This window comes from Rhizobium sp. 10N427 (genome assembly GCF_056394605.1).
Genome location: NZ_JBFTID010000002.1, coordinates 259,533 through 280,968 on the forward strand (window position 1 = coordinate 259,533; position 21,436 = coordinate 280,968).

At 55.9% G+C, this 21,436-nt stretch carries 22 protein-coding genes, 1 other RNA gene and 1 pseudogene; 9 read left to right on the forward strand and 15 right to left on the reverse strand.

Features of this window, described 5'->3' with window-relative positions:
- Positions 1-242 precede the first annotated feature (242 nt).
- The gene (locus AC1DIJ_RS05760; RefSeq protein WP_477831333.1) at positions 243-1,316 is read right to left on the reverse strand and encodes a 2,3-butanediol dehydrogenase; all 1,074 of its coding nucleotides are present in this window, start codon (positions 1,314-1,316) and stop codon (positions 243-245) included.
- Between the two features lie 145 nt (positions 1,317-1,461).
- On the opposite strand from AC1DIJ_RS05760, the gene AC1DIJ_RS05765 reads away from it, so the two are divergent.
- The 4 genes from AC1DIJ_RS05765 to AC1DIJ_RS05780 all read left to right on the forward strand — a co-directional run bounded on the left by AC1DIJ_RS05765 (position 1,462) and on the right by AC1DIJ_RS05780 (position 4,781).
- Positions 1,462-2,376, forward strand: a complete 915-nt coding sequence (locus AC1DIJ_RS05765; protein WP_477831334.1) for a LysR family transcriptional regulator — start codon at positions 1,462-1,464, stop codon at positions 2,374-2,376.
- A 123-nt stretch (positions 2,377-2,499) separates the two neighbouring features.
- Positions 2,500-3,222: an SDR family NAD(P)-dependent oxidoreductase gene (locus tag AC1DIJ_RS05770; RefSeq protein WP_477831335.1), complete on the forward strand. Its 723-nt coding sequence runs from the start codon at positions 2,500-2,502 to the stop codon at positions 3,220-3,222.
- Between the two features lie 21 nt (positions 3,223-3,243).
- A complete protein-coding gene (locus tag AC1DIJ_RS05775) occupies positions 3,244-4,128 on the forward strand; it encodes a beta-keto acid cleavage family enzyme (RefSeq protein WP_477831336.1) in 885 nt (294 codons plus the stop codon).
- Between the two features lie 83 nt (positions 4,129-4,211).
- Positions 4,212-4,781: an NADPH-dependent FMN reductase gene (locus tag AC1DIJ_RS05780; RefSeq protein WP_477831337.1), complete on the forward strand. Its 570-nt coding sequence runs from the start codon at positions 4,212-4,214 to the stop codon at positions 4,779-4,781.
- A 200-nt stretch (positions 4,782-4,981) separates the two neighbouring features.
- Here AC1DIJ_RS05780 and AC1DIJ_RS05785 read toward each other — a convergent pair whose 3' ends face one another.
- The 9 genes from AC1DIJ_RS05785 to AC1DIJ_RS05825 form a co-directional block, all read right to left on the reverse strand.
- Positions 4,982-5,680: a hypothetical protein gene (locus AC1DIJ_RS05785; protein ID WP_477831338.1), complete on the reverse strand. Its 699-nt coding sequence runs from the start codon at positions 5,678-5,680 to the stop codon at positions 4,982-4,984.
- A gap of 15 nt (positions 5,681-5,695) precedes the next feature.
- On the reverse strand, positions 5,696-6,088 hold the full coding sequence (locus AC1DIJ_RS05790) for a hypothetical protein (protein WP_477831339.1): 393 nt from the start codon (positions 6,086-6,088) through the stop codon (positions 5,696-5,698).
- Positions 6,085-6,687 (reverse strand): hypothetical protein, encoded by a 603-nt coding sequence (locus AC1DIJ_RS05795; RefSeq protein WP_477831340.1) that lies wholly within the window; start codon positions 6,685-6,687, stop codon positions 6,085-6,087. The genes AC1DIJ_RS05790 and AC1DIJ_RS05795 overlap by 4 nt, the downstream gene beginning before the upstream one ends.
- Positions 6,688-6,758: 71 nt before the next feature.
- Positions 6,759-6,917 (reverse strand): hypothetical protein, encoded by a 159-nt coding sequence (locus AC1DIJ_RS05800; protein WP_162737438.1) that lies wholly within the window; start codon positions 6,915-6,917, stop codon positions 6,759-6,761.
- Positions 6,918-6,953: 36 nt separating this feature from the next.
- Complete coding sequence (locus AC1DIJ_RS05805) at positions 6,954-7,526, reverse strand: hypothetical protein (protein WP_477831341.1); 573 nt, start codon at positions 7,524-7,526, stop codon at positions 6,954-6,956.
- Positions 7,519-7,905 (reverse strand): hypothetical protein, encoded by a 387-nt coding sequence (locus AC1DIJ_RS05810; RefSeq protein WP_477831342.1) that lies wholly within the window; start codon positions 7,903-7,905, stop codon positions 7,519-7,521. The genes AC1DIJ_RS05805 and AC1DIJ_RS05810 overlap by 8 nt, the downstream gene beginning before the upstream one ends.
- Before the next feature lie 84 nt (positions 7,906-7,989).
- Positions 7,990-8,493, reverse strand: a complete 504-nt coding sequence (locus AC1DIJ_RS05815) for a hypothetical protein (RefSeq protein ID WP_477831343.1) — start codon at positions 8,491-8,493, stop codon at positions 7,990-7,992.
- A gap of 125 nt (positions 8,494-8,618) precedes the next feature.
- A complete protein-coding gene (locus tag AC1DIJ_RS05820) occupies positions 8,619-10,370 on the reverse strand; it encodes a tyrosine-type recombinase/integrase (RefSeq protein ID WP_477831344.1) in 1,752 nt (583 codons plus the stop codon).
- The gene (locus AC1DIJ_RS05825) at positions 10,367-10,960 is read right to left on the reverse strand and encodes a hypothetical protein (RefSeq protein WP_477831345.1); all 594 of its coding nucleotides are present in this window, start codon (positions 10,958-10,960) and stop codon (positions 10,367-10,369) included. Before AC1DIJ_RS05825 ends, AC1DIJ_RS05820 begins: the two co-directional genes overlap by 4 nt.
- A 505-nt stretch (positions 10,961-11,465) precedes the next feature.
- Between AC1DIJ_RS05825 and AC1DIJ_RS05830 the strand changes: the two genes are divergently transcribed.
- Complete coding sequence (locus AC1DIJ_RS05830) at positions 11,466-11,894, forward strand: hypothetical protein (RefSeq protein WP_113236912.1); 429 nt, start codon at positions 11,466-11,468, stop codon at positions 11,892-11,894.
- A 16-nt stretch (positions 11,895-11,910) separates the two neighbouring features.
- Here the strand turns inward: AC1DIJ_RS05830 and AC1DIJ_RS05835 are convergent, their stop codons facing one another.
- From AC1DIJ_RS05835 to AC1DIJ_RS05850, 4 genes and pseudogenes are all read right to left on the reverse strand, one after another.
- Complete coding sequence (locus tag AC1DIJ_RS05835; RefSeq protein ID WP_477831346.1) at positions 11,911-13,908, reverse strand: hypothetical protein; 1,998 nt, start codon at positions 13,906-13,908, stop codon at positions 11,911-11,913.
- A complete protein-coding gene (locus AC1DIJ_RS05840; RefSeq protein ID WP_477831347.1) occupies positions 13,908-16,991 on the reverse strand; it encodes a hypothetical protein in 3,084 nt (1,027 codons plus the stop codon). Before AC1DIJ_RS05840 ends, AC1DIJ_RS05835 begins: the two co-directional genes overlap by 1 nt.
- A 34-nt stretch (positions 16,992-17,025) precedes the next feature.
- Entirely contained in the window at positions 17,026-17,940 is a 915-nt protein-coding gene (thyA, locus tag AC1DIJ_RS05845) for a thymidylate synthase (protein WP_113236915.1), read from the reverse strand.
- A gap of 178 nt (positions 17,941-18,118) precedes the next feature.
- Positions 18,119-18,640: pseudogene (locus AC1DIJ_RS05850) on the reverse strand (thymidylate synthase); the annotation flags it as partial.
- Between the two features lie 115 nt (positions 18,641-18,755).
- Here AC1DIJ_RS05850 and ssrA point away from each other — a divergent pair.
- The 4 genes from ssrA to AC1DIJ_RS05870 all read left to right on the forward strand — a co-directional run bounded on the left by ssrA (position 18,756) and on the right by AC1DIJ_RS05870 (position 20,310).
- Positions 18,756-19,120, forward strand: a transfer-messenger RNA (tmRNA) gene (gene ssrA, locus AC1DIJ_RS05855).
- A gap of 129 nt (positions 19,121-19,249) precedes the next feature.
- On the forward strand, positions 19,250-19,765 hold the full coding sequence (locus AC1DIJ_RS05860) for an SspB family protein (RefSeq protein ID WP_112387028.1): 516 nt from the start codon (positions 19,250-19,252) through the stop codon (positions 19,763-19,765).
- A gap of 65 nt (positions 19,766-19,830) precedes the next feature.
- A complete protein-coding gene (locus tag AC1DIJ_RS05865; RefSeq protein ID WP_112387027.1) occupies positions 19,831-20,028 on the forward strand; it encodes a DUF4169 family protein in 198 nt (65 codons plus the stop codon).
- 72 nt (positions 20,029-20,100) lie between these two features.
- Entirely contained in the window at positions 20,101-20,310 is a 210-nt protein-coding gene (locus AC1DIJ_RS05870) for a ribbon-helix-helix domain-containing protein (protein ID WP_112387026.1), read from the forward strand.
- A gap of 169 nt (positions 20,311-20,479) precedes the next feature.
- Here AC1DIJ_RS05870 and AC1DIJ_RS05875 read toward each other — a convergent pair whose 3' ends face one another.
- Positions 20,480-21,319, reverse strand: coding sequence for a glycosyl transferase (locus tag AC1DIJ_RS05875; RefSeq protein WP_112387025.1), 840 nt, complete (start codon positions 21,317-21,319; stop codon positions 20,480-20,482).
- Positions 21,320-21,436: the final 117 nt, after the last annotated feature.

The following is a 21,436-nucleotide window of genomic DNA, read 5'->3' on the forward strand; positions in this document are numbered from 1 at the left end:
GCGTTGCAGGCCGCAAAACAGCCACGCCTCGGTAGGGTTTTCATCGTTCTTGCCAGACCTCCCATAACTTCGCGCCTCCACACGAGTTGGACCCAACAATACGTCGAATAGCCTCGGGAAAAAGAGCGATCATTGGGAAGGTCTTTCCCGACGATCGGGATAGTACGCCAGGGACTATGGCAAAATAAAAGGCGACTGTCGCAATGACAGCCGCCCAATGGGAGGATAAGATTTTCTAAGGCTCACATCGATCGGGTGGAGACCAGAATTTTCATCTTGCCACCTGCGGGATCAAGCAGCGGCTTGAATCCCCGTTCGACAACGTCTTCCATCGCAATCTCGTCGTCGACGATCCGCTCCGCAGGAAATAACCCGGAACGCATCATCTCGAAGATGCGGGGCCATATGGTCAATGGATAGTTCAGGGACCCGCGGAGGGTAATGTCGCGCATTGTAAGGTCGAACGGGTCGATCTCAGCTTTCACGCCCATCAAACCGATCTGAACTACGGTGCCCTGAGCACGAACCGCAGAGATGCAGCTCTGAAGAGCCCGCGGATTGCCCGCGCACTCGATCGCGGCGTCGACGCCTACCCGCTCTTCGGTATTCGCCTTGATCTCTTCCATGAAACCGGTCTCTGTCGGATCAAGGAGGATCACATCCGATGAAATTTTCGAAAGGCGCTTGCGGCGATTGGCATTAGGCTCGCTGACGAAAATCCGGCTGGCACCAGCTGCGCGAGCGGCGAGAACCATCAAGGCACCGATCGGGCCGGCACCGGTAATCAAGACACTTCCTCCCGGCTGAATGCCGGATCGGTCGATCGCGTGGACAGCAACTGCGGCCGGCTCGATTAGAGCGCCCTGTTGGTCCGTAACGTGATCCGGCATTCGAACCGTATTGTATTCGTTTACGATCGCGCGCTCCGCCATGCCGCCCCATGGCCAGTTCAGCCCCACTACCGATGCCTTTGGTCCGAGGTACGACAAGTTTCGCCGACCGTAGTAATCGTACCGGGGGCCGATCTGAGGCTGGATGGAAACGCGGTCGCCAGGCTTCACGGACTCGACGCCTTCTCCCACGGCGACGACCTTCGCAGCAAATTCGTGCCCCAGAATCTGCGGCAACACCGCTCCGCTGTAGGCGTTGGGCGTTTTAGGCGTGAAAATCGGGCCACTCTCGTACTCGTGGAGATCGGTACCGCAGATGCCGCAGAAAGTGGGACCGACCAAGACTTGGCCGTGGCCGATCTCGGTCGGCTCCGGGATTTTTTCCACACGAACATCGTGCTTGTCGTAAAGACGGACAGCTTTCATTGATTTCCTCCTATTCTTGTCGACGGCGGCGGGCAACGCATGCGCGAGCCTGCCGGCGGACGGCCGTCCAACAATAGACTTGAGGCGGATGGGAAAAAGACGGATAGTCGAGAAACACTTTCCCACTCGAAGCAAAAGTCAGCACATGGATAAATGGAACGAGATAGAGGTTTTCACCCACGTCGCGGAGCTAGGGAGCGTCAGCCGCGCCGCGGAAGCGCTTGGTATGTCTGTATCGGCAACCAGCCGACATCTCATTGCTCTCGAGGAGCGCCTCAAAGTCCGGCTCATTCAGCGCACTACCCGCCAACTGTATCTGACTGTCGAAGGCGAGAAGTTCTATACCAGAAGCAAGGATTTCATGCAGGGCATGAAGGAGGCCGAACTCAGCATATCCGAGGTGGCCCTGAACCCGACCGGATTGCTTAGGATAAGCGCCTCCCTGTCGTTCTGCCTGCTGCATCTCAATCCGATCATCGCCGAGTTCACCAAACAGTACCCCAAGGTGACGTTCGACGTCGTTTCATCAAACCGATACTACGATATCATCGAGAACGGCGTGGACATCGCGATACGAACCCGGCGCGTCGAGGCCGACTCGTCGATCACCATCCGCCGCCTCGCGGAAACTCGCCGCCTTCTGGCGGCGACTCCCGAATACATCAAGAGGCGCGGCATGCCCCAATCTCCCGAAGAGCTCAAAGGGCACGACCTGATCCTGTACACCTTGGCGGACAACTGGAACGAGCTCACGTTCAAGAAGGACACGGAGACTGTCACTGTTCCGGTCACGGGGATGATCAACTCGAATGATGGCCAGATCATCGTAAAAGCCGGCCTCGATGGCTTGGGCATCATGGCGCAACCTACTTACATCATCCAGGAACACTTGGAGTCCGGTCGTCTTGTACGCGTCCTCGATGACTGGGACTTGCCGCGCCTGACTATGAACATCGCCTTCCCGACGCGTGCGCATCTTCCGGCACGAACCAGATTGTTTATTGACTACCTGGTCAAGACCTTCCGGGACCACGACTACGAGACAGTCTGGACCCAATGACATTCCCGCGTACCGGGAATATGTTTCTCGATATTTGCCCTTTTTGCCATCTGGCAAGTCGGAAATATTCGCAGGTGGAACGGCCCTTACGTGGCCGAGCACAAGAGCACGATGGAGGAGATCATGCGTCTCAAGGATAAGGTCTGCGTTGTTACGGGCGGAGCGCGGGGCATCGGCCGGGCAACAGTGGAGCTGTTTGCGAAAGAAGGTGCTAAGGTCCACGCCTGTGACCTCAGCTTCGACGAAGACTTCCAGGGCAATGGCATCCAGAAGCATAAGCTCGACGTCACCGATTTCGCAAGTTGGGAACAGGTTGTGAAATCGGTGTTGGAGAAAGACGGTCGTATCGACGTTCTGTTCAACAACGCCGGCACGGTCCACTCGTATGACGGCATCGCGGAAATCTCGATCGATGATTGGAACAAGGTAATCGCCGTCAACCAGACCGGCCCGTTCTACGGTATGAAGGCGGTTATCCCCCACATGCGGGCATCCGGCGGCGGTTCGATCATCAACACGTCGTCGATCTGGGGGATCGCGGGTGCCGCGGGCGTGTCCGCCTATACGGCTTCGAAGGCAGCTGTTCGGCATATGAGCAAGAACGCAGCACTCACCTACGTCGGCGACAAGATCAGAGTGAACTCCATACATCCGGGGATCATCAGCACCCCGATGATCGACGCTCAGGATGCGGGCATCACCCAGACGATCGTCGACATCACCCCGATGAAGCGACTGGGTCGACCGGAAGAAATCGCATTCGGAGCGCTCTTCCTGGCGAGCGACGAGTCTAGCTACATGACTGGCGCGGAACTGGTAATCGACGGCGGTTACACCGCTCCATAAATCGATAGGAGGTCCGGACAGTTGGCTACTTCTCCGCATCAACGGGTGATCATCACATGTGCGGTGACGGGTAACTTAACGCGTCCGGACCAAACCCCGTTTTTGCCGATTACTCCAGAGCAGATCGCGAATAGCGCACTTGAGGCGGGAGAAGTCGGGGCTTCAATCGTTCATATTCATGTTCGCGACCCCGTGACGGGCGCTCCGTCGATGGAGATAGACCTTTACCGCGACGTGATGCAGCGGATCAGGAAACATCGACCCGATCTGATCATCAACCTCACGACCGGTCCAGGTGGGCGTTTTGTACCCTCGGACGAAGACCCGCGTGTCGCCGGAGCCGGCACGACGTTGCTCGCGCCCGAGAAACGCGTTGAACACATCGAGAAGCTGCGTCCGGAAATCTGCACCCTCGACCTGAATACGATGGTTTCAGGCGGCGAGGTCGTCATCAACACCCCGAGAAACATCCGTATTATGGCGGATCGGATTCGACGATCGAACGTGTTGCCCGAGATCGAGCTGTTCGACTCCGGGGACTGCCACCTTGCGCAGGACCTTATCAAGGAAGGAACGCTGGCAGGGCCCGGCCTCTATTCTATCGTCCTCGGCATCCGCTACGGTTTTGAAGCCTCGCCCGAAGCGCTGTCTTATTCGCGCAGCCTTCTTCCGGCCGGTGCCACTTGGACGGGGTTCGGTATCGGCCGAAACGAGTTTCCAATGCTGGCCCAGTCTTGGCTGCTCGGCGGCCATGCCCGCGTCGGAATGGAAGACAACATCTACCTTTCCAAGGGTGTTCTCGCAGAGCGGAACGACCAGCTCGTGTCACGCGCCGCGGAACTCATCCGCGTGCTCGGTGCGGAAGTCGCAAGCACTTCCGAAGCCCGGGCAATGCTTTCGCTGTAGGTCCCGACGCTTTTCAATCGGTCACAATTTGGGACCTCACCCTCGCCATTTCCGGATTTTCCCAACCTAAAGAAAGGGTACCTATGTCCGAAAACCAGGAGCTGAACCTCGTGGTCCTCCTTGGGAGTCTCCGCAAGCAGTCGTTCCATGCTGCTGTGGCGAAATCCCTCCAGAGCGTCGCACCCACCAACACCAACATAACTTTACTCGGATCAGTCGGTGACATCCCGCACTACAATGCGGATGTGCAGGCCGATGGGTTTCCAGCTCCCGTTCTTGAGATGGCCGGAGCTATCAAGTCCGCCGACGGCGTGATCGTGGTCACTCCGGAGTACAATTACTCTGTTCCAGGAGTGCTGAAGAACGCGTTGGATTGGCTGTCGCGTCTCCCCGACACTCCATTTGCGGGGAAGCCGGTCTCGTTGATCTCGGGATCGCCCGGACCCATTGCTGGCGCTCGTGCGCAATATCACCTCAGACAGATCATGGTCTTCCTCGACGCACTCGTGTTCACCAAGCCCGAAGTCATGATCGGCGGCATCAATACCAAGGTCGACACGGAGGCTGGGTCGATCACCGACGAACAGACGAAAGTGTTCATCAATGGCCATCTGACCGCGTTTGGTTCTTTTGTGCGCCGCGTTTCGCTGTAGTCTCCGGCAGTTCGTCGCGTTTGCACGCGACGAACTGTGATCCCAAGACGCTCTGTACCTCGGCGGGCCCACATCGCGATTCCCGGGCGCGCGCTGCGTCGTCTACAGTGGTGGCGTGCCGTGATCCGTTCAGTGAGGTGTACTTGGCCCGCGTCTCTATCTAACCGCCGACTAAGTCCGCCAGCCAATTCTCCGACGAGTTACTGATGCGGCTCATGTTTGGGTTCTTGCATTTCCGCCCACGGAGGAGCCGCTCCCGCGGGAACTCTCCATTCGTATCCGGTCTTTTCAGACAATCGAGCAAGGAGCTTTTGAAGTCGTTCATGCATGAGCCGGTCCAAGAAGGTCACCAACTCCTCCCACTCATTCGCTCCGCCGAAGTGAAACCCCATATTGAAGTTCAGGTTGACGTCAAACCTTCCGCCTTCAAAACGGATTTCCAGTCCGCCGGTCAAGGAGCTATGGCCGGCATTGTGCGCAAAGCGTTTGTTGCGCAGTTCGATTAGGTAGTCGTGCACCGGGCGCAAATGTACAGGAAGTTGATCTTTGGCTACGCCGCTTCCGACCCCGCCGTCAACCAATCGTGCGTAGGTCACAGCGAAGGCCGATGTGAGCATATCATGATCGAGGACGGTCTCGGCTGTCGGCTCAAACGGCGTATTCGCCAACCGATGATGTATGTGGCGCAGACTCACCATGGTCGGGAAGGCATTGGCTAGACGGATCAGGTTGCCGATGTCCTTGTCAACGACCTGGAGCACCGCCTGTCCCTCCTGCTTGCGCGCATGGAGGTCGGACTGCATTTCGGGAGGTAGATATTTGAACCACTCCTCCGGGATGTAGACGTATTGCTCGTCCTCCCAGATCGTCGTTGCTGGTTCGTTTACCTTGCCGGTCATGTTGGTCCTCGACCGCTAAAACGGGATGTCTGCATCGAAATTGTTTAGTGTCGGCGAAGGAAGAGCCCCACTCGGCAATGGAAGATTTGTGACAACGTAAAGGTTCAAGATGTCGTCTCGATCCATGAACATAACCTGCGAGCGCTTTGTTGCGTCAAGGCGTCCGCCGAGCCAGTTCCTTGCTGCCTTGGTGATCTCCCCACCTGCGACGATGAAGGCGTGATCCACAAGTACTCGACGGTTGAGCTCAGGATCGAATATCTCGTGGCCCAGCATCATCGTAACCTGGTTCAATATTTCCGCGACGTTCGCGGAGCCCGACTTACCCATGCCGGAAGCATCCAACTTTCCCTTCTTGGCCTGAATGCCAAAGTACAGGACGTGCAGCGTCGGAAGGGTGAACTTCATCCAGAGGTCTTTGCCAACTCCAGCGCCTTGTCCTTGTGGCCTGCGGCCGTGACGCGATGAAAGCCCAACTGCCGGAATAGAGGGATCAATACCTCTTCGATCAACTCGTCTTCCGAGCACCTTTCCAGGTACGAGGTAAGCTGTTCTTTCCGCTGCAGTTCGGCGGGCGTCATTGGACGATGAGGGTTGGCGGTTTCGGCGATCGTGTTCGTGGCGATGTGTCGAACCTGAGCAAGGCCGTGATCATCGTAGAAAGCCTCCCAGCCTTCGGCCGTGAGCACACGGTTGAGCGCAGCCAACGCCTTTGTCCGGTCCTCGTCTCCCTCCGCCGCCTCTGTCTTCGTCAGGAGATTGCGAACTATGTTGATGAATCCCACCGGAGGTACGTTGGGTCCGGGCTGCGGGTGCAGGAGCACCTCGTCCAGACGGTCGGCGACCCATGCCCAACGCGTCGACCCGTCATGAACATATTCAAGATCGCAGTCTTCGAAAAACTCGGTCAGATAGCTGCTGGAGCGGTAGCGGAATAGGTTCTGGTACTCGTCATTTCCGCAGATGATATCGGCTAGTGCCCGGACGTTCCGCTTCTTCCATTTCATCAGTCGAGCCTCAGGAATCGGATAATCCTACCGATCGTACTCGTGCTGTTCGCCTCATCCAAGCAGCGTCGTCACTCGTCGGTGGCAAGGTCAGTTAGAGGAAGGCGCGTGGAAATGAACGCATCGATTTCACAAACGGCAACTTCTCCTTTGCAAATCATCTTTATGCCGTCGCCGATACTCTCAACGGTCCGCAACCCCATCGAATGTTTGATTTTCTCGTCGGTCAACTGAGCCTCCGATCTCATCGCGTGGCGGAATGCTGTCTACGGCCGATCATCGCCTGCTGGGCACGTACCCAGCACCCAAGAAAGCGGGAGCATCAAGTTGGCGGGGCCCAACTGCAACCATCCCGCCATTTCGCGTTCGCACTGCTGGATCGCTGCGGAGGCGATCGCTTCAAGGGTGATCGGAACAGTCAGATTCAGTTTCCTGCTTAGGCGCGTGAACACCGCGTCGACCTTCTTCAAGTTGAACGGTCGCGCGTTGCGATCCAGGTAAACCTGCCGCGGCTCCTCATTAGGCAAGATGTTCTTTCGCTTTAGGAGCGCGGCTCGTCTCCCTCTTACGTAAACGGGCACCAAAAGCTCCAAATCCGGATGGATAAAAACCCTGGACGTTGATTGAATATCTAACCAGTCGCCCAGTCGACCAATCCGGCCGTTCACTGCCCCGACCTCAAGGTTGATGGCGGCCTCTGGCGGTGCGCCGGTAACGAAGACAAAGATCGCCAGATATTTATACTCGTGTGGCAGCCGGTCTATAAAGTCCTCTACTTCGCCCACCGAGACCTCACCGCGTTCGGCATCGTTCCGTTGCGTCCGTCCGTCGTCAATCATGCGCCTCTCCTTTGAGGACCGCGACTTCTCGCTCGGAACGGTCGAAAATATGTCCGCAATCTGGACACTCCCTTCGACGACGAACCTTGTTAGCGCGAGGAAGGCGCACGACGTTCCGGTAAACGTAGAGGCGACTTGAAGGCCCAAACACCTTGTCAACGAGTCCGGCTCGCACCTGACGATCTTGGAGCAACGTATCAAAGTGATCTTCAGCTTCAGAGCGTCTCATCGCCATCAATTCTGAAATTTCACGGACGTACCGCCGTTTGAGCTTCTCCTGTCTGGACATGAGTTCACGATCTTCGGCAATCCATTCGTCGATCGCCTGCAGTAGAGCTGAAATTCGCGCCTGAAAGGTGTCGCAACTATTCTGGTCCATTATACCTCCCCAGTTGTTAATCCCATTAAGTGGGTCGACTACCCGGCGCGTCGGTGTTTGCATGACCGACGTTGCTATCACCGGTTACTCCGCATGGTCTAAATCGTCGCTGTCGTGCCAAGGGAACGGACGCGCCCAGAACGGATCAAAGCTGAACTCAAATCGGGAACGCAGCCATTCGGGCTGCGATACGGCTTTCTCGCCTTCAGAGGGTCTTCTCTCGCAGTATGCTAGCATGACAGCGTGGGGCGGCAATTTCGCTCGGGCAGCCGCGCAACGCGCCTCGGCCCTCAAAATCATCAGAATCTCCGCGCTGCGGTCGTGCAACAGAGATCGATGCGTCGATCCTGCCGCAAGCCCCTTCGCCTTCGCCCTCCCAATGTCGACAACGTCTTTATACAGCCCCTCAGCACGGGATCGACTTACCCCTACCTCCTGCATGATCTCGCGGACGACGCGTTGCCTGACTTGGCCATGCGTCGACATTCGCTTGCGCTCGTCTGTTATCCAGCCGCGGATCGCAATGTTGAGCTTCCGGAGGTCCAACCCGCGCCCTCGCACTCTGTTGAATGAGCCGAAGTCTTCCATTTCTTTCGCTCCCGATTAGAACTTTCGGTGTCTTCCTTTCCAAAGAATGGAAGACCCGGGCAGTTGACGCTCACGAAATAAAAGCCCCCACAGAGCCTCCCTCCGTGGGCATTAAAAGACCCCACTCAAGGAGCCGTCTCAAGGTTTTTGCCAGCCACTCCTCCATCATGGTCGTTCTCCGAGAATTGATTGGCCCCGATGTAGGTCTCGATTTCTGATCGGATTTTGTCGAGCACCGCGAACCCTTCCCTCGTCGGTTTCCGAAGTTTCATCGTCTTCATAAACTCATGAACCGTCTCGAACTTGCGCAATTCCCGCTCCAAGGCAGCAACGTTGCGGCCCTTTTCCGTGAACGCCCTGTCCAGCTCGAGTTTCCTCAACGCGGTAGATTTGACGAGGCGGGCCGACAAGACGTCGTTGATGTAGTGCTTGAGGGATTTCAGAGATTTGTGATCTAGCAGGTCTGCGACCCGAATAAGAATTGTCTCCTTCCACAAAGACTCTGGGCCGAGCTCAACTCCATCCTCAACCAATGAATCCAGGCTTGCGGAGACCTCCTTAAAGGCAAACACCGCGCGGAGGCGGTGGAAACTTGCGCGACGGATGCCGGCCGCACGAAACGCAGCGCGACTTAGATCGCTGAGTGTGCTCAGGGAAAGAGGTTTGCCTGTGTCGGTTATAAATAGCGATGCACTGACCGCCTTTCCGGCTTCCGCGCACCGTGCCGCGATCTTTGCGCGCTGATTATCGACGAAATTGAGTGTCCTTCTCAGCAGGTCGACGGTCGGTATAAGCCTTCCCGTATTGCCGCCCTTCCTGATCACCTTGATCGACCATTCGAGAGTGCCGTCGATTATCCGGTCCAACTGTTCGCGTGTCGGCAACTGCCGCAAAGCTATCTGAAGGATTTCGAACCGGCGACCGCCTGTGTACTCTGCCCATGCGAACATAAGGGAATTTCGTTCGCCGTGCTCATTATCGAGCTGGGTGTCGTGGAGACTTTCAATCTCGGTGGAGGTTGGAGTATGGCGATGCTTGTACTTAGCGGGATGATCTGGCACGATCTGTGTACTAATCCGCGTGATCTCGCCAGACCTCTTTTGCGTCTTTTTTGACGTGATCGCGAACCGATGGTTACGAAGCTCCTTGTCATAAGCCGACCGATCGTAGAGCTGGACATGGTAGTCCAAGCGCAAGGTTTCTTCCGCCCATTGATAAAACTGGAAGATGATATTGACGATGATGTTACGGCGTCTGAGTTGAACGCCCTGACGCTGTTTCAAGTCACGATATTGTCGGATGTGGTCGTCGGTGACTTCATCCCATAGGATGTTTCGCTCCCTGCGAAAGCGGACGAAGCCACGAAGTATCTTCGCGTATTCCAGCAGCGTTGAAAGTGGCCGCCCTTTCAGCGCGAGTGTCCGCATCCAGCCCGAAACTTCACTATCGACGAGACCCGGCCACATGAGGGTAGGAATTTGATATTTGGTCCCCCCGTCTTCGAAGGCGACTTCGACGACGATAATGCGCCCCCGTGTATAGCGCGGTCGCTTCTTCGCGCCCTTGAAAGGATTGGGGAACTTCACCACATTCTGCGCTGCAGACCCTTCCACGCCGGACGCCGACGATGCTCCAATGCTCTGCAGGCGCTTAACTAGCTTACGGAGTACGGTGTTCTGTCGAAGCGCTGCCTTGGAGCACCCTATCCTGATAGCAAGGTACTCTCTGTCCACAGTGCCTTGCTCATCGACAAAACAGCGCAGCGCTTTTTCGTCCGCGACCAGCGCCTCCCCACGCAAACCATAGACGCGACCCTTGTCAGCGCCGGACAACCCCTCGGTCGACCCCCAAATGCCTGTGAGCTCCGCGAACCTCATTTCACGAGCCTCAGCTTTGTCTTGGGGTTACGGCTACCGTAGAGCCTCTCTTGAGCCAGCGCGTCTCGTGAAATCGACAACTGCAGCCTCAGGCCCGCCGTCGCAATCCGCTCTTGGTCGAGTTCATGCTCCGCGCGATGCATTTGCTTCAGGATGTCGTCGATCTGCGCCTCAGCTTCGAGCTCTTTGCTTCGACTTACGGCAAGTTTGTCACCGACCTTGGTCGCTTTTGGTGTGGGTGGCTTTTTCGGATATTTATCGTTGATTTTCCCTAGAGCTTCTTGAATCTGGGCAACCTTTACCCCGTGGTCGACACTTTCTGTGGAGAAATCATTCGGGCTCGCGACCCTATAAAGACGGAGCGACGGATTGTGGAGCCTGGCGTACGCTGTCAAGCTTCTAGGGAACTTGCTCCAGGTATCTGGAGGATCGGCGTCTCCATCCAGTAGCCGCTGGAGGTAGACCAGTTTGTGTTCAATGCGTTCGGCAACGCTAACGGCGGCCAATTCAGCTAGGACCTCGGGAGACGACTTGCGGCTCATCGCGCCGTCTCCTTCGCTGGAACAGGATACGTCGGCTTCTCTGGCCACGCTCCCGTCTCCTTGTGCCGGAATCGCTTATCACGTGCTTCAACGATCACGGCGACCACGGCGATCGCCAAGCGGGGGTCGCCTTGTCCGCACTGCAGTAGGGAATCGAGCACTGTCGTGCGGGCGAAATGCGCTCGCATGCGCATGAAATGGGCGTCGTTTACCTCGTGGAGGGCAAGGAAGCGCCGTTTTCCCATTGATGCTGCCAAAAATGTACGTCCTGCGTCGGCCATTTATCAAACCTTCCCAAGATTTGGGCGTGACTCATCGTCCGCGTGTGCGGCGACTCTGGAAATCAAAGCGTGGCAGTGCTAATCACAGCATCTGACAGTAATTTTAGAAGGCAACCTGGGTAACTGGATGTGAAGATCGTTCGAACCCCACATGGGGGACATTACGCGGACGTTTTCGCGTTGGCAACCCCGAGGTGTCGACATTTTTTGGAGGTCGTTCCAGATCGATGAAAAGCGTTCCTGCAGTTTCTAATCAAGATACGTTTTCCGGCATGCTTGACGAACTCATTCGTCAGCTTGACGAGCTACAGACAGAACGCGCTCGCCTCGACAAGGAAATTGCCGATAGGCTGGAGGCCGTCCGGGCTTTGAACGTTCTGGTAAAGGACAAGAAGGCGAGCGACATGCTGGAGACAGTAACGGAGAAGACGTGGAAAGCGCCGAAGTCGTTCAACTTCGAAGGCGACTCGGTATCCAATGCGGTGAGAAAACTTGCTCGCGAGATGATGAAAGACTTGAATCGACCAGTTACGCGCGCCGAGCTTGTGAAGGCGGTTCAAGACGCTGGTCTGCCACTCGGGGGAGAAAACCCCGACAAGACTATGTCAAAGATTTTGACGAGGGGAAAAGTGCCTCAGTTCCGAAGCGTCGGGCATGGTAAGGGTTATTGGCCAACCAACCTCCCTCTGCCGGAGAAATAATCCAACTAGCGGATGTTCACTCGGCAGGTTCCATTATGGCGAAGAGCTGGGCTTCCTGCAGGTCACCCAAGACGGTTCCTTGCATTGATCCCGCGCAAGCCAACTTCAATTGCTGCCGATCGTTGCTCGCGTAAGCCTTGGTGACTTCATTCTCAATCGCCCAAATGCAGCCTGGACATACTGTCGGGCCGGCCTTGGTGAAATCCGGCCCAAGTTCCCGCGGCGTACCGTCGCCAGGCTGCTTGCGGCACATAGCTCGCTTGGTCGCCCCTTCGGTCTCTGGGCAGCTGCAAATCACCCAAGCTTTTGGAATGAAAACTAGTAGCTTCCGCCTGAACACTTCGAGCATCCCGGACGTCAGGTCGTCGGGGTCAATTATCACCATGTCTCCCAGCTTCTTGCGGAGATTGTCTTTTAGCCGCTTGGCATCGCGTATCAGTCCCCTGCCCGCATGACCTCCGAGGGTTCCGTCGATCGCCTGTCGCGCGATGTTTCGCTTGAAAGCCTCCTCGACTTGCTTCCAACCTTTTCGAGTACTTGAATCCAACTTCGTGTACGCGGCACTTTGTCCGACACTGAAGTGGTGGAGGATGTGCGAGATGACCGCGATACTTCCATTGTATCCCCAAAAGAAGAGGTGGGCCGTGTAGCGTCGAAGTTGTTTGCCAGTCCAAGACCATTTGGACGGAACGTCATTCTCCGCAAGATAGTCCACAGCGCCTACGCTTGTCGCAAACGCGTCCAACTCCGGATATTTCTCGAGTCTGCGCAACTCTCCCGTACCCAAGCACCTCACAGCAAAAAGCGGTCCAGTACTAGGCTCCGAAGGCGATATCGCTATCAAGCGCTGAATGGCTTCGGCGAGGCTTGGAGGTATAGGTATCCAGACCCACTCCTTCCTGTTCTTTAATATGTAAATCTGTGCGTACCAGCCGCTCGTGTCGTCTCCGCGTAGGCAGTCCCTCTGCATCAACCACAATTCTTTGGGTCGTCGGGCGGTCATTAGCCCTGTTTGAATCCATGTCGCGAGGCAAGTGGTCATGGCCGTTGTCGTCCAGCGGGAACCAACGGATCGTTTGATGCCATCTAGGCCGAAGGTGCCGACAAGTTCGCGCCGCCTCTCAAGCAACGCCGGACCTTCGCGAAGGGCAAAGGCATACGCACCAGCGTGAAGACTGAAGCCTAAATCCGGCGGCGGCACCGGCGATTCATCAACGTCACGGCCCTCGACATGCAGGAAGTTGGCAGGGTCGAATGTGAAATTGCCGCAGTTCATTACCCCGCGGTTCTCGAACATGAACGTCCAAATGCTTTGGCGTTTGCCGTTCACGGATTTCGTCAACGGACCAGCGCGGTCCTCAATTTCCTTCGGATGGGCTTGAGCCTGGCCGTCAAAGGCGAGTCCAAGCCTCGCCGTCGCTGCATCAAATATCGCTTTTGTAGTGCGACCGTTACTCGCACTGAAACCGCAGCTACGGAGAATGGCTTTTCGCGCCAATACCCGTCCGTTACGCCTTACGACGGTGAAATGATCAGGAAGCTGAGCCACATCCTCGTATGCGTTCAGGCAAGCTTCAACCTCTGCCTGCGCGCCACTTAGTGCGCCGGCTCCAGTATTCCACAATCGTATGATCGCCTCGAAAGAATGAGGCTCGATATCAGGAAAGCTCTCGAGCCCTCGGCTTACTAGGTGCCCCACGAATGTGAAAACATCCAATGCTAACTGGTGATGACTGGCAGAAGCACCCATCCGCTTGAGCTGGCGGGACCAAAAGATTAATTCCTTCGCCGACTGATAGAGCGACGGGTAATCAAGAAGGGTCCCGACACCCATCGGTACTGCGAAGTCAATCTCGATCGCCTCTTCCCCTGGATATGGGTGATCACTTGATATCGGCCACAGAACCGCCGAATACTGGCAACCCAACCAAGGCGCGACGCGTTCGGAGTCCGGCGGCCAGTCCCATTCGAAATCTTCTGCAGCGTCGTGAGCTAAGACGATTGGCTTTAACATCAGTACGGCCTCGGCATAGCAAAATCCGGTGAAGCCTTGCGCTCAGCCGCCATAGCAACGGCGATCTTCCATTTCTTCTTGAGGGAATTAGACAGCGCCGAACTTCTGAAGCGTTCAGCTAGCTTTCGAGTAATCTCGAGATGAGGCAGCCAGACCGCATTCCACCGCTCCGGACGAACTTGCTCCCATTCCGGCTGTGCAAGATTTAATGCTTCTTCCCATATCAACAGTTGTGACAGGAGAAATGGATCAGCGATCAGGCCGAAATTCGGGCAGCTGTCCCAACACTTCAGTTCGGCGCATCCACCTACACTACAGACGCCTCCGGTCCCAGTGGGCTTCATAGACGGCGTGAGGACGCCTTCTATGATATTCTCGATAAGGCGCGAGACTTCTTTCTGAAAATTAGAGAACCTTCGATCGTAGATGTATCGCGTTACCGAGTTGATCTGATAAACACTGGCTTGGGCCGGGTCGTGATGAGCTCGCGCAATGCCCATCCTTAGATCGCCCTGCGAGGTCAGTGCGTCCATGAGTAATACGCTTGTCCTTATCATCCCGGGTGTAATACCGAGGTCGCGTAGCTCGTCGGTTCCCTCGATCAGCTTTCTGAAGGTTTCACCAAGCAGGTAGGGGCTAGGATGTGTGACCTTACCGCGCACGATAACGTGAAAGAGAAAGTCCCTTTGGGATGGCGAGGCGGCCCCGCTAGAAACGGCGCGATTTTCCTTCAACCACTCAATGGCCTTCAGGGCCTCCGATGTTCGGGGGAGATGTGTGTAGATAGGCCGCCCTTTGGCCCGAGCCTTCTCACCTGTGATTTTTCTGTAGCCCAGGTCGTCTGCATCCTCGATCTCGTTTTCGAAAACAGTTCGACAGACTGCGTTATTGGCACCTGTCTCAACCATCTTCATTATTATCGCCGCATCGACTGCGTCGTTGTGCGGAACGAGGAAAGCTTGGACGTCCGCGTGTGATAGACGAAGATCATCGATTCTGTTTCGAAAAAAAACGTCGCCATCAGGACGAAAAACGGGGACAATCCCAGAACAACGATCCTGGATTAAACGCAAAAAGTTAGCCAAGGCCTGTTCGAGGTTCTGTCGAACGGGAAAAAACTCCAGTAACGCCGAAGAGTATTGGATACCTCGTCGATTGTCGCCGAAGAGAACATCGACCAACTCTGGCGAGAAACGACCCGAAGCGCGGATCAATTGACCGCGTTGATAATGAGCCTGCCACCTTTTGAAAAGGCGTGACGCGGCCGCGTGAATTAAGCCTAGTCGACGGCTCAAGACGTTGATGATCGCGTCGACCGGATCACCTGGAAGCGAATCCCCTTGTGCGACGAATTCTTGCTCAAGGACCTCAAGAAACCTCTCCGGGGGCTCGTCCTGTTTGCCCTCGGTCTCCCGTTGCATGAGCACCCATCGCGCAAATCGGACATATTCGGCCGAAGCTGAACCAAGGCTTCCGTTATCGCGAGATGCTACGGAGGCGGCCGAATAGCCCGACGAATGAGATACCGGAGGTAGGAGTTCTGCTAAAGACTTGCGCCCATGTTTCTTTTCACTGCCGGTCAACGTTATTCTGGACTCTGCGCTAGGAAGTATTCCCTCATCCGCATAGATTTGGATAGCACGGTTAAAGACGCCAGCCTGGTTCTTCTTAGAAACATCTGGAACAGTGTTTTCAAGGAGCGCTTGAACTTCGAGGAGAGCCTGGGTCCACAATGCTGGTGAGAGATCATGTCTCGAAGAAATCGAGAAAAAAACGGCCCGTGCGGCGTCCGTGGTCTTGCCTGAAAAATATTTGAACAAAAAAGCAGAAGCGAGACGGAGAGCGGTCAGTTTGTTTGTCGTCAGTTCCGATGAATTCGCGGCAAACGCGTTACGGATTGCTATCGCAACATCGGACGGCCAGCCGTCGTCGACGAACTCGGAGAAGTCCCACACCCAGTCGTTGATAATCGCCTTCAGAGCATCGGAGGCGACGATCTCACGATGTTTAGCCTCGAACTCGTATATGGCTCGCAACGCACTGGTATCTCTCAAGTCATGGGCCTTCACGACCTTGGCTCTGATCAGGGCTTTGCGATTGACCGTTAGCCCATCTTTGTTAAGCGACGAAACCGGAAGCGCTGCAACAAGACGTTGGACGACATTGAGTTTGGCTTTCGGGAAATACTTCAGCCGGATGATTTCCTCATTCATCCAACTAATGGCTTCGACCATTGCAGCTGTTCTCTTGATTGTCGTGCGAGTGAGGTTAAAGCGGTCCATAATATGCCGCACAGATACCTGACGATCATCGTTAAGCACCAGCGTGCCGCGTCTCAGTTCGTCCGCGAACCAAGCTTTAACCTCGGGGACCAAGGCTGCATATCGGGAAGCAACCCCTCCCGATCTCCGCTCGACGGCTGAGAACAGGTGCCTGCAATTATTTAAGGCGCTGCGACTTACGTTAAAGCGATCAGAGTAGGACTTTCTGAGTATTCGACCATATTTGTTTAGCGGCAGTGCGCCGTTCTCGAAATCTTCCTCCAACGCGCGCGATAGCCGGTCGGTCAAAGGGTCCAAACCGTCTGGCCTTATTATCGTTCTACGCATAAAGGGAGAACGTGTCGGGGGCGGATTGATAATAATCTGATTTTCAAGGGCCGTAACTGCAGCCCCGTCATATCTATAATCGCCTTCGACGACAACATGGTCGAACTTCAAGAACAACTCTGCGGCTGGTGACTTGTCGAAGGCTAGTGGGGGAAAGCCGAACACGCGCTCAACAAATCTCCGGTTGATGCGGCCACCTTCGAGAGCCAAATTCCGGTTCTGGAGAGCTGTCTCGAGGAAATTGCCAATGCGCACTAGGTCGGCTTCCGACACCTCTAACCGTGACCGCGCAATGTCGTCGAACTCGTCGAAGACAGCAACGACATCTTTCGATTTTTGCAGTTTCAGCACTTTCAGGTAGTGCGAACGGTCTATCCGGCCTCTGCAATTGGGATAGAGCGAACCTTCTTGTAAATCACTGGTCAGCTTGAGCCGCAATCGTCGTGCGTCTTCGTTCGAGGGCTTGGTAGCCATCGGCCGCTTCTCCATAGATGGGGTATGGAACGATCTAAACCGCTACGGGTGCTTCGATCCGTTCGTGCGACTTGTAGTCGGAAACAACAAAGTCTTCGATAACATAGTCATCGATGGATGATCTCCGACGGAGCTGCAGCTTCGCAAATTGGAACGGTTCTCTGGAAAGCTGCTCTCTCGCCTGCTCTAGGTGGTTGAGATAGAGGTGGGTGTCGCCCCCAATCCAAACCAGCTCCCCACGATCCATGTCCACCTGCTGTGCGATCATGGCCAACAACGCTGCCTGTTGGCAAATGTTGAACGGTGCGCCCAAGAAGATGTCACAGGACCTTTGATGGACCATCATGGATAGCCGCGGCTTTTCAGCGGGTCCGTTCGGCCAAGCCACGTGAAACTGATAAGTCATATGACACGGATGCAGGGCCATAGATTCCAATTCGCCGACGTTCCAAGCATGAAACAGGATGCGGCGGCTCGTTGGATTGTTCTTTAGCGTCTGGATTACGGTCGCAATCTGATCATGCTCGCGACCTTTAGCATCCTTCCACCGTCGCCACTGCTTCCCATAAACCGGGCCAAGGTCGCCCCATCTTTCCGCGAATGCCACGTCGGACAAGATGCGATTCTCAAAATCGGCCTGAGATATCTGATCGCCTGTTTGATTACGGTACTTTGCCAATGGCCAATCAGTCCAAATTCGTACATTTTCTTTTAGAAGACCGACGATGTTCGTCTCGCCTTTAAGGAACCAAAGCATCTCCTTCACCGACGTCTTCCAAAACACTTTTTTGGTGGTGAAGATCGGAATACTACCATCAGATAAATCGAAGCGCATTTGCCGTCCGAACAGCGACACGGTGCCCTCGCCGGTCCGGTCCATCCGTCGATCGCCGTGATCGAGGAGGTCGGACATGATTCCAAGATACTGTTGTTCTGGGTGCACTCGCATATGGGTCTCCGATCTTCCGCGTAGATTGGGAGCGATCCGCGGCTCGGTGTCAAGGTGGGAAATTTCGACGAGTAAAGTCACTCACTCGTAATAGCGCTATTCCTAGTATGGGGCCTGCGCTTCAGTGATAACAGTGACTTACACTCACTCCAGGGGGCGCTATCGCGGAAAATCTCAGCACCCCGAGGAAGACGTCCGCGGAGCGTTGATAGAGCTGGCAGGAAAGCTTGCCGTCGGCGACGTAAAACTGGAACAGGCAGTGGCACGGCGGCAGCGCCATGTTGTCGACCTCGGCCGGGTTCCAGGCCGAAACGATATGCCGGCGCGAATTCGGGTTCTTGATGATGCCGTTCACCAGATTGACGATCTGATCGATATGACCGCCGTCGGGCGCCGGCCAGGAGCGCCACTGGGCGCCATAGACAGGCCCGAGGTCACCGTTCTCATCGGCCCATTCGTCCCAGATCGAGACGCCGTTTTCCTTGAGGTAGCGGATATTCGTTTCGCCCTTCAGGAACCACAGAAGTTCGTGGATGATCGAGCGCAGATGCAGTTTCTTGGTGGTCAGGACAGGAAAGCCGTCGTCGAGATCGAAGCGCATCTGATATCCGAAGACGGAGCGCGTGCCGGTACCGGTCCGGTCGCCCCTGTCGGTGCCCTTGTCCATCACATGGGTCAAAAGATCGAGATATTGCTTCATGGCCGCCGGCGACTCCGTTTCCGCCAATATTTAAGCTCTTCCGGGCGTGAAACCAACCGCCGCCGCTGAATTATCCAGCCATTTCCGCACCGTCTGCGATGGTTCTGTGACGAAGCCTCTTCCCATGCTGTCAGGAAAACACTATATCAACCCTTGCCGGTCTTCGGACCGGATATGGCGATAAATGAGCGGTGTAATAAACCTATTGGACCCGGGGGCGGTACCCGGCGCCTCCACCAAAAACAGCCGGTTGGCGACTGCTTTTGATGGGGGCGAAATAGGATCGACAAGGGTGTAAAGATCGTCTTTTTGCTCGGCATGATACCGCCGTTATCGGGTCACAAGTGTAGTTGCAAACGACAACAACGCTAAGGAATACGCTCTCGCTGCCTAACGGCGGTGCGGGAATTCCGCTCCAAGTCCTCTAGGTTAGCCCCTTGAGGCGGGGTCCGAAGGCACCTGGCAACAGAAGCCTTCACCTTCTCCCTGCTATTGAAATCATGTATGCTTCTCATCAAGCATGACTCGGAGCGAGACTTTCGCAGGGCGGCCAGACATGGCATATATCCCTGAGAAAAGACTCCCGAACCAACGAAAGACAGGAAAAGCATGGGGCAGGACCACATCCGCTACGACATTCTGGCACAGGACGCGCTTCGTGGCGTCATCCGTAAGGTTCTGTCTGAAGTCGGAACGACGGGCCGCCTCCCCGGCGACCATCACTTTTTCATCACCTTCCTGACCGGCGCTCCCGGCGTTCGCATTTCGCAGCACCTGAAGAGCAAATATCCGGAACAGATGACCATCGTCATCCAGCACCAGTTCTGGGACCTGAAGATCACCGAATCGCTGTTCGAGATCGGCCTGTCTTTCTCCGACGTTCCGGAAAAGCTGGTTATCCCGTTCAATGCCATCCGCGGCTTCTACGATCCTTCGGTGAATTTCGAGCTGGAATTCGACGTGCCGCTGGCCGATGGCGAGGAACTGCCGGAAGCCGAGATCACCGCCTATCCGGTTGCGGCCGAAAAGAGCGAGGAAACCCCGGCTGCAGCCCCTGCCGAAGGCGGCGAGGAAAAGAAGCCCGGTTCCGTCGTATCGCTCGACGCATTCCGCAAGAAGCAGTAATCCGAAGGGAAGCAATCGCTTCCCTTTTTCATTCCGGCCCATTTCCTTGCAGATGGAGGCACGCCGTGAGCGCCGAAATCGTCAATCTCCGCCAGTTCAAGAAGACGCAGGCCCGTTCCGAAAAAGACAGGCAGGCCGAGCAGAACCGCATCAGCTTCGGCCGAACCAAGGCTGAGAAGCAGCTGACGAAGGCGCTGAACGACAAAGCCGAAAAGACGCATAGTGACGGCCGGATCGAAAAGGACGGCGGCGAAGAGCGCTGAAAAGCCGTCTCACGCCAGCCATTTATCCTGGTCTCTTGAATCAATCTCTCAAGCAAGCACCGAAACCGGACGATGATCCGCAAGCATTCCGCAACGCTTCATGGCCACCGCACCAGCTTCTCGCTGGAAGACGAATTCTGGTCTGAATTGAGAATGATCGCCGCGGCCCGCTCAATACCGCTTGCCGCCCTGATCTCCGAAATTGACGACGGCCGCGATTCCGAGAGCAACCTCTCCTCGGCATTGCGCCTGCATGTCCTGGCCTGGCTAAAGGCGCGGTAGATTTGGCGAGGTCGTTGCCGCACCCGTGGGCGCCCGGCAACGACCCCTTGATGGCTAGGTTAGCGGTAACCATCCAAGTCCATCTTATGCAATCTGCAGGCACATAAAACTTGGCCGTTTGTGCGAAGGGCACATCCTTCCAGCCAGCAGCATCGCTGAAAAGGAGAAGCTACTCCCGCCAATGCTTCTTCACCCACGGCGTAGGGCGTATGAAGTGCCGGAGGTGGGAGAATACGCTCTCGCCGCCGCGAGACGTTCTGTTGACGATCCGTGAAAGGTGCTCGCGCGCATTGTCGGCAGCGCCGTCCCGGTACTGCCCGGCTATCGCGTGTTCAGGCCGCAGCCCACGCGGGAAGATCACCACTTTGGCTCCAGATGGCAGCCGGGGGCCGAAGAAATAATTGAGCGGTGTCGGCCACCGGCAGTCCTGCCGGAAATGCAGCACCCAGCTGCGCGGGAAGAACTTCGGGCCTCCCGGCACGTTCTTGGTAACGAACCGCTGCTCGAAACGATATTCGTCGGCGATCTTTTGCGGATTGGCAAAAAACTTGTCCTGCAGAGAAACCAGCTTGCCGACAGGAAACCGGAAAAGCGACGTTTGGCCAAGTCTCTCGAACGGGGTCGTCTGATTTCGGGTCATGACCACGTCATCTGGGCCTCCGACTTCGAAGAAGGCATCGAGCGAGCCGACAATCACCAGATCGAGATCCAGGAAGAGGACGCTGCCTTTCAAGTTCCCGAGCGTCGGTCCCCAGAGGCGCGACTTGTTCCATATCCCGGGCGTATTGACCGGCAGGCTCGGGATGTTGAGCGGCGGCAGATCCTCGCAGAGGATATCGGGATGCAGTCCCTCGCGGCTATCCGTGAAGCAGGTGAAGGTAAAGGGCGGCGTGATGTTGCGCGCAACCATCGCATAGAGACGGTTGATATAGGCCGGGCCGAACATCGTGCCCCAACTGATGCAGATGACCTGCTTCACGCCATTGCTGCCATCCAAGACGCCTGTCATTCCTGCTCCATAAGTCATCGCGCGAGTTTCCCCGGTGCGTATCAACCTATCAGCATCCTGTGAAGACCGGTGAGAGCGAATTTAGGCATCCGCGTGGAACGGTAATCCCGATCCGCT

Coding starts and splice junctions, on each gene's coding strand:
- AC1DIJ_RS05810 (WP_477831342.1), bottom strand. CDS start 7,905: ATGGACCAGAATAGTTGCGACACCTTTCAGGCGCGAATTTCAGCTCTA.
- AC1DIJ_RS05860 (WP_112387028.1), top strand. CDS start 19,250: ATGGGGCAGGACCACATCCGCTACGACATTCTGGCACAGGACGCGCTT.
- AC1DIJ_RS05835 (WP_477831346.1), bottom strand. CDS start 13,908: ATGTTAAAGCCAATCGTCTTAGCTCACGACGCTGCAGAAGATTTCGAA.
- AC1DIJ_RS05815 (WP_477831343.1), bottom strand. CDS start 8,493: ATGGAAGACTTCGGCTCATTCAACAGAGTGCGAGGGCGCGGGTTGGAC.
- AC1DIJ_RS05790 (WP_477831339.1), bottom strand. CDS start 6,088: ATGAAGTTCACCCTTCCGACGCTGCACGTCCTGTACTTTGGCATTCAG.
- AC1DIJ_RS05765 (WP_477831334.1), top strand. CDS start 1,462: ATGGATAAATGGAACGAGATAGAGGTTTTCACCCACGTCGCGGAGCTA.
- AC1DIJ_RS05805 (WP_477831341.1), bottom strand. CDS start 7,526: ATGATTGACGACGGACGGACGCAACGGAACGATGCCGAACGCGGTGAG.
- AC1DIJ_RS05795 (WP_477831340.1), bottom strand. CDS start 6,687: ATGAAATGGAAGAAGCGGAACGTCCGGGCACTAGCCGATATCATCTGC.
- AC1DIJ_RS05830 (WP_113236912.1), top strand. CDS start 11,466: ATGCTTGACGAACTCATTCGTCAGCTTGACGAGCTACAGACAGAACGC.
- AC1DIJ_RS05770 (WP_477831335.1), top strand. CDS start 2,500: ATGCGTCTCAAGGATAAGGTCTGCGTTGTTACGGGCGGAGCGCGGGGC.
- AC1DIJ_RS05785 (WP_477831338.1), bottom strand. CDS start 5,680: ATGACCGGCAAGGTAAACGAACCAGCAACGACGATCTGGGAGGACGAG.
- AC1DIJ_RS05875 (WP_112387025.1), bottom strand. CDS start 21,319: ATGACAGGCGTCTTGGATGGCAGCAATGGCGTGAAGCAGGTCATCTGC.
- AC1DIJ_RS05760 (WP_477831333.1), bottom strand. CDS start 1,316: ATGAAAGCTGTCCGTCTTTACGACAAGCACGATGTTCGTGTGGAAAAA.
- AC1DIJ_RS05870 (WP_112387026.1), top strand. CDS start 20,101: ATGATCCGCAAGCATTCCGCAACGCTTCATGGCCACCGCACCAGCTTC.
- AC1DIJ_RS05820 (WP_477831344.1), bottom strand. CDS start 10,370: ATGAGGTTCGCGGAGCTCACAGGCATTTGGGGGTCGACCGAGGGGTTG.
- AC1DIJ_RS05840 (WP_477831347.1), bottom strand. CDS start 16,991: ATGGCTACCAAGCCCTCGAACGAAGACGCACGACGATTGCGGCTCAAG.
- AC1DIJ_RS05780 (WP_477831337.1), top strand. CDS start 4,212: ATGTCCGAAAACCAGGAGCTGAACCTCGTGGTCCTCCTTGGGAGTCTC.
- thyA (WP_113236915.1), bottom strand. CDS start 17,940: ATGCGAGTGCACCCAGAACAACAGTATCTTGGAATCATGTCCGACCTC.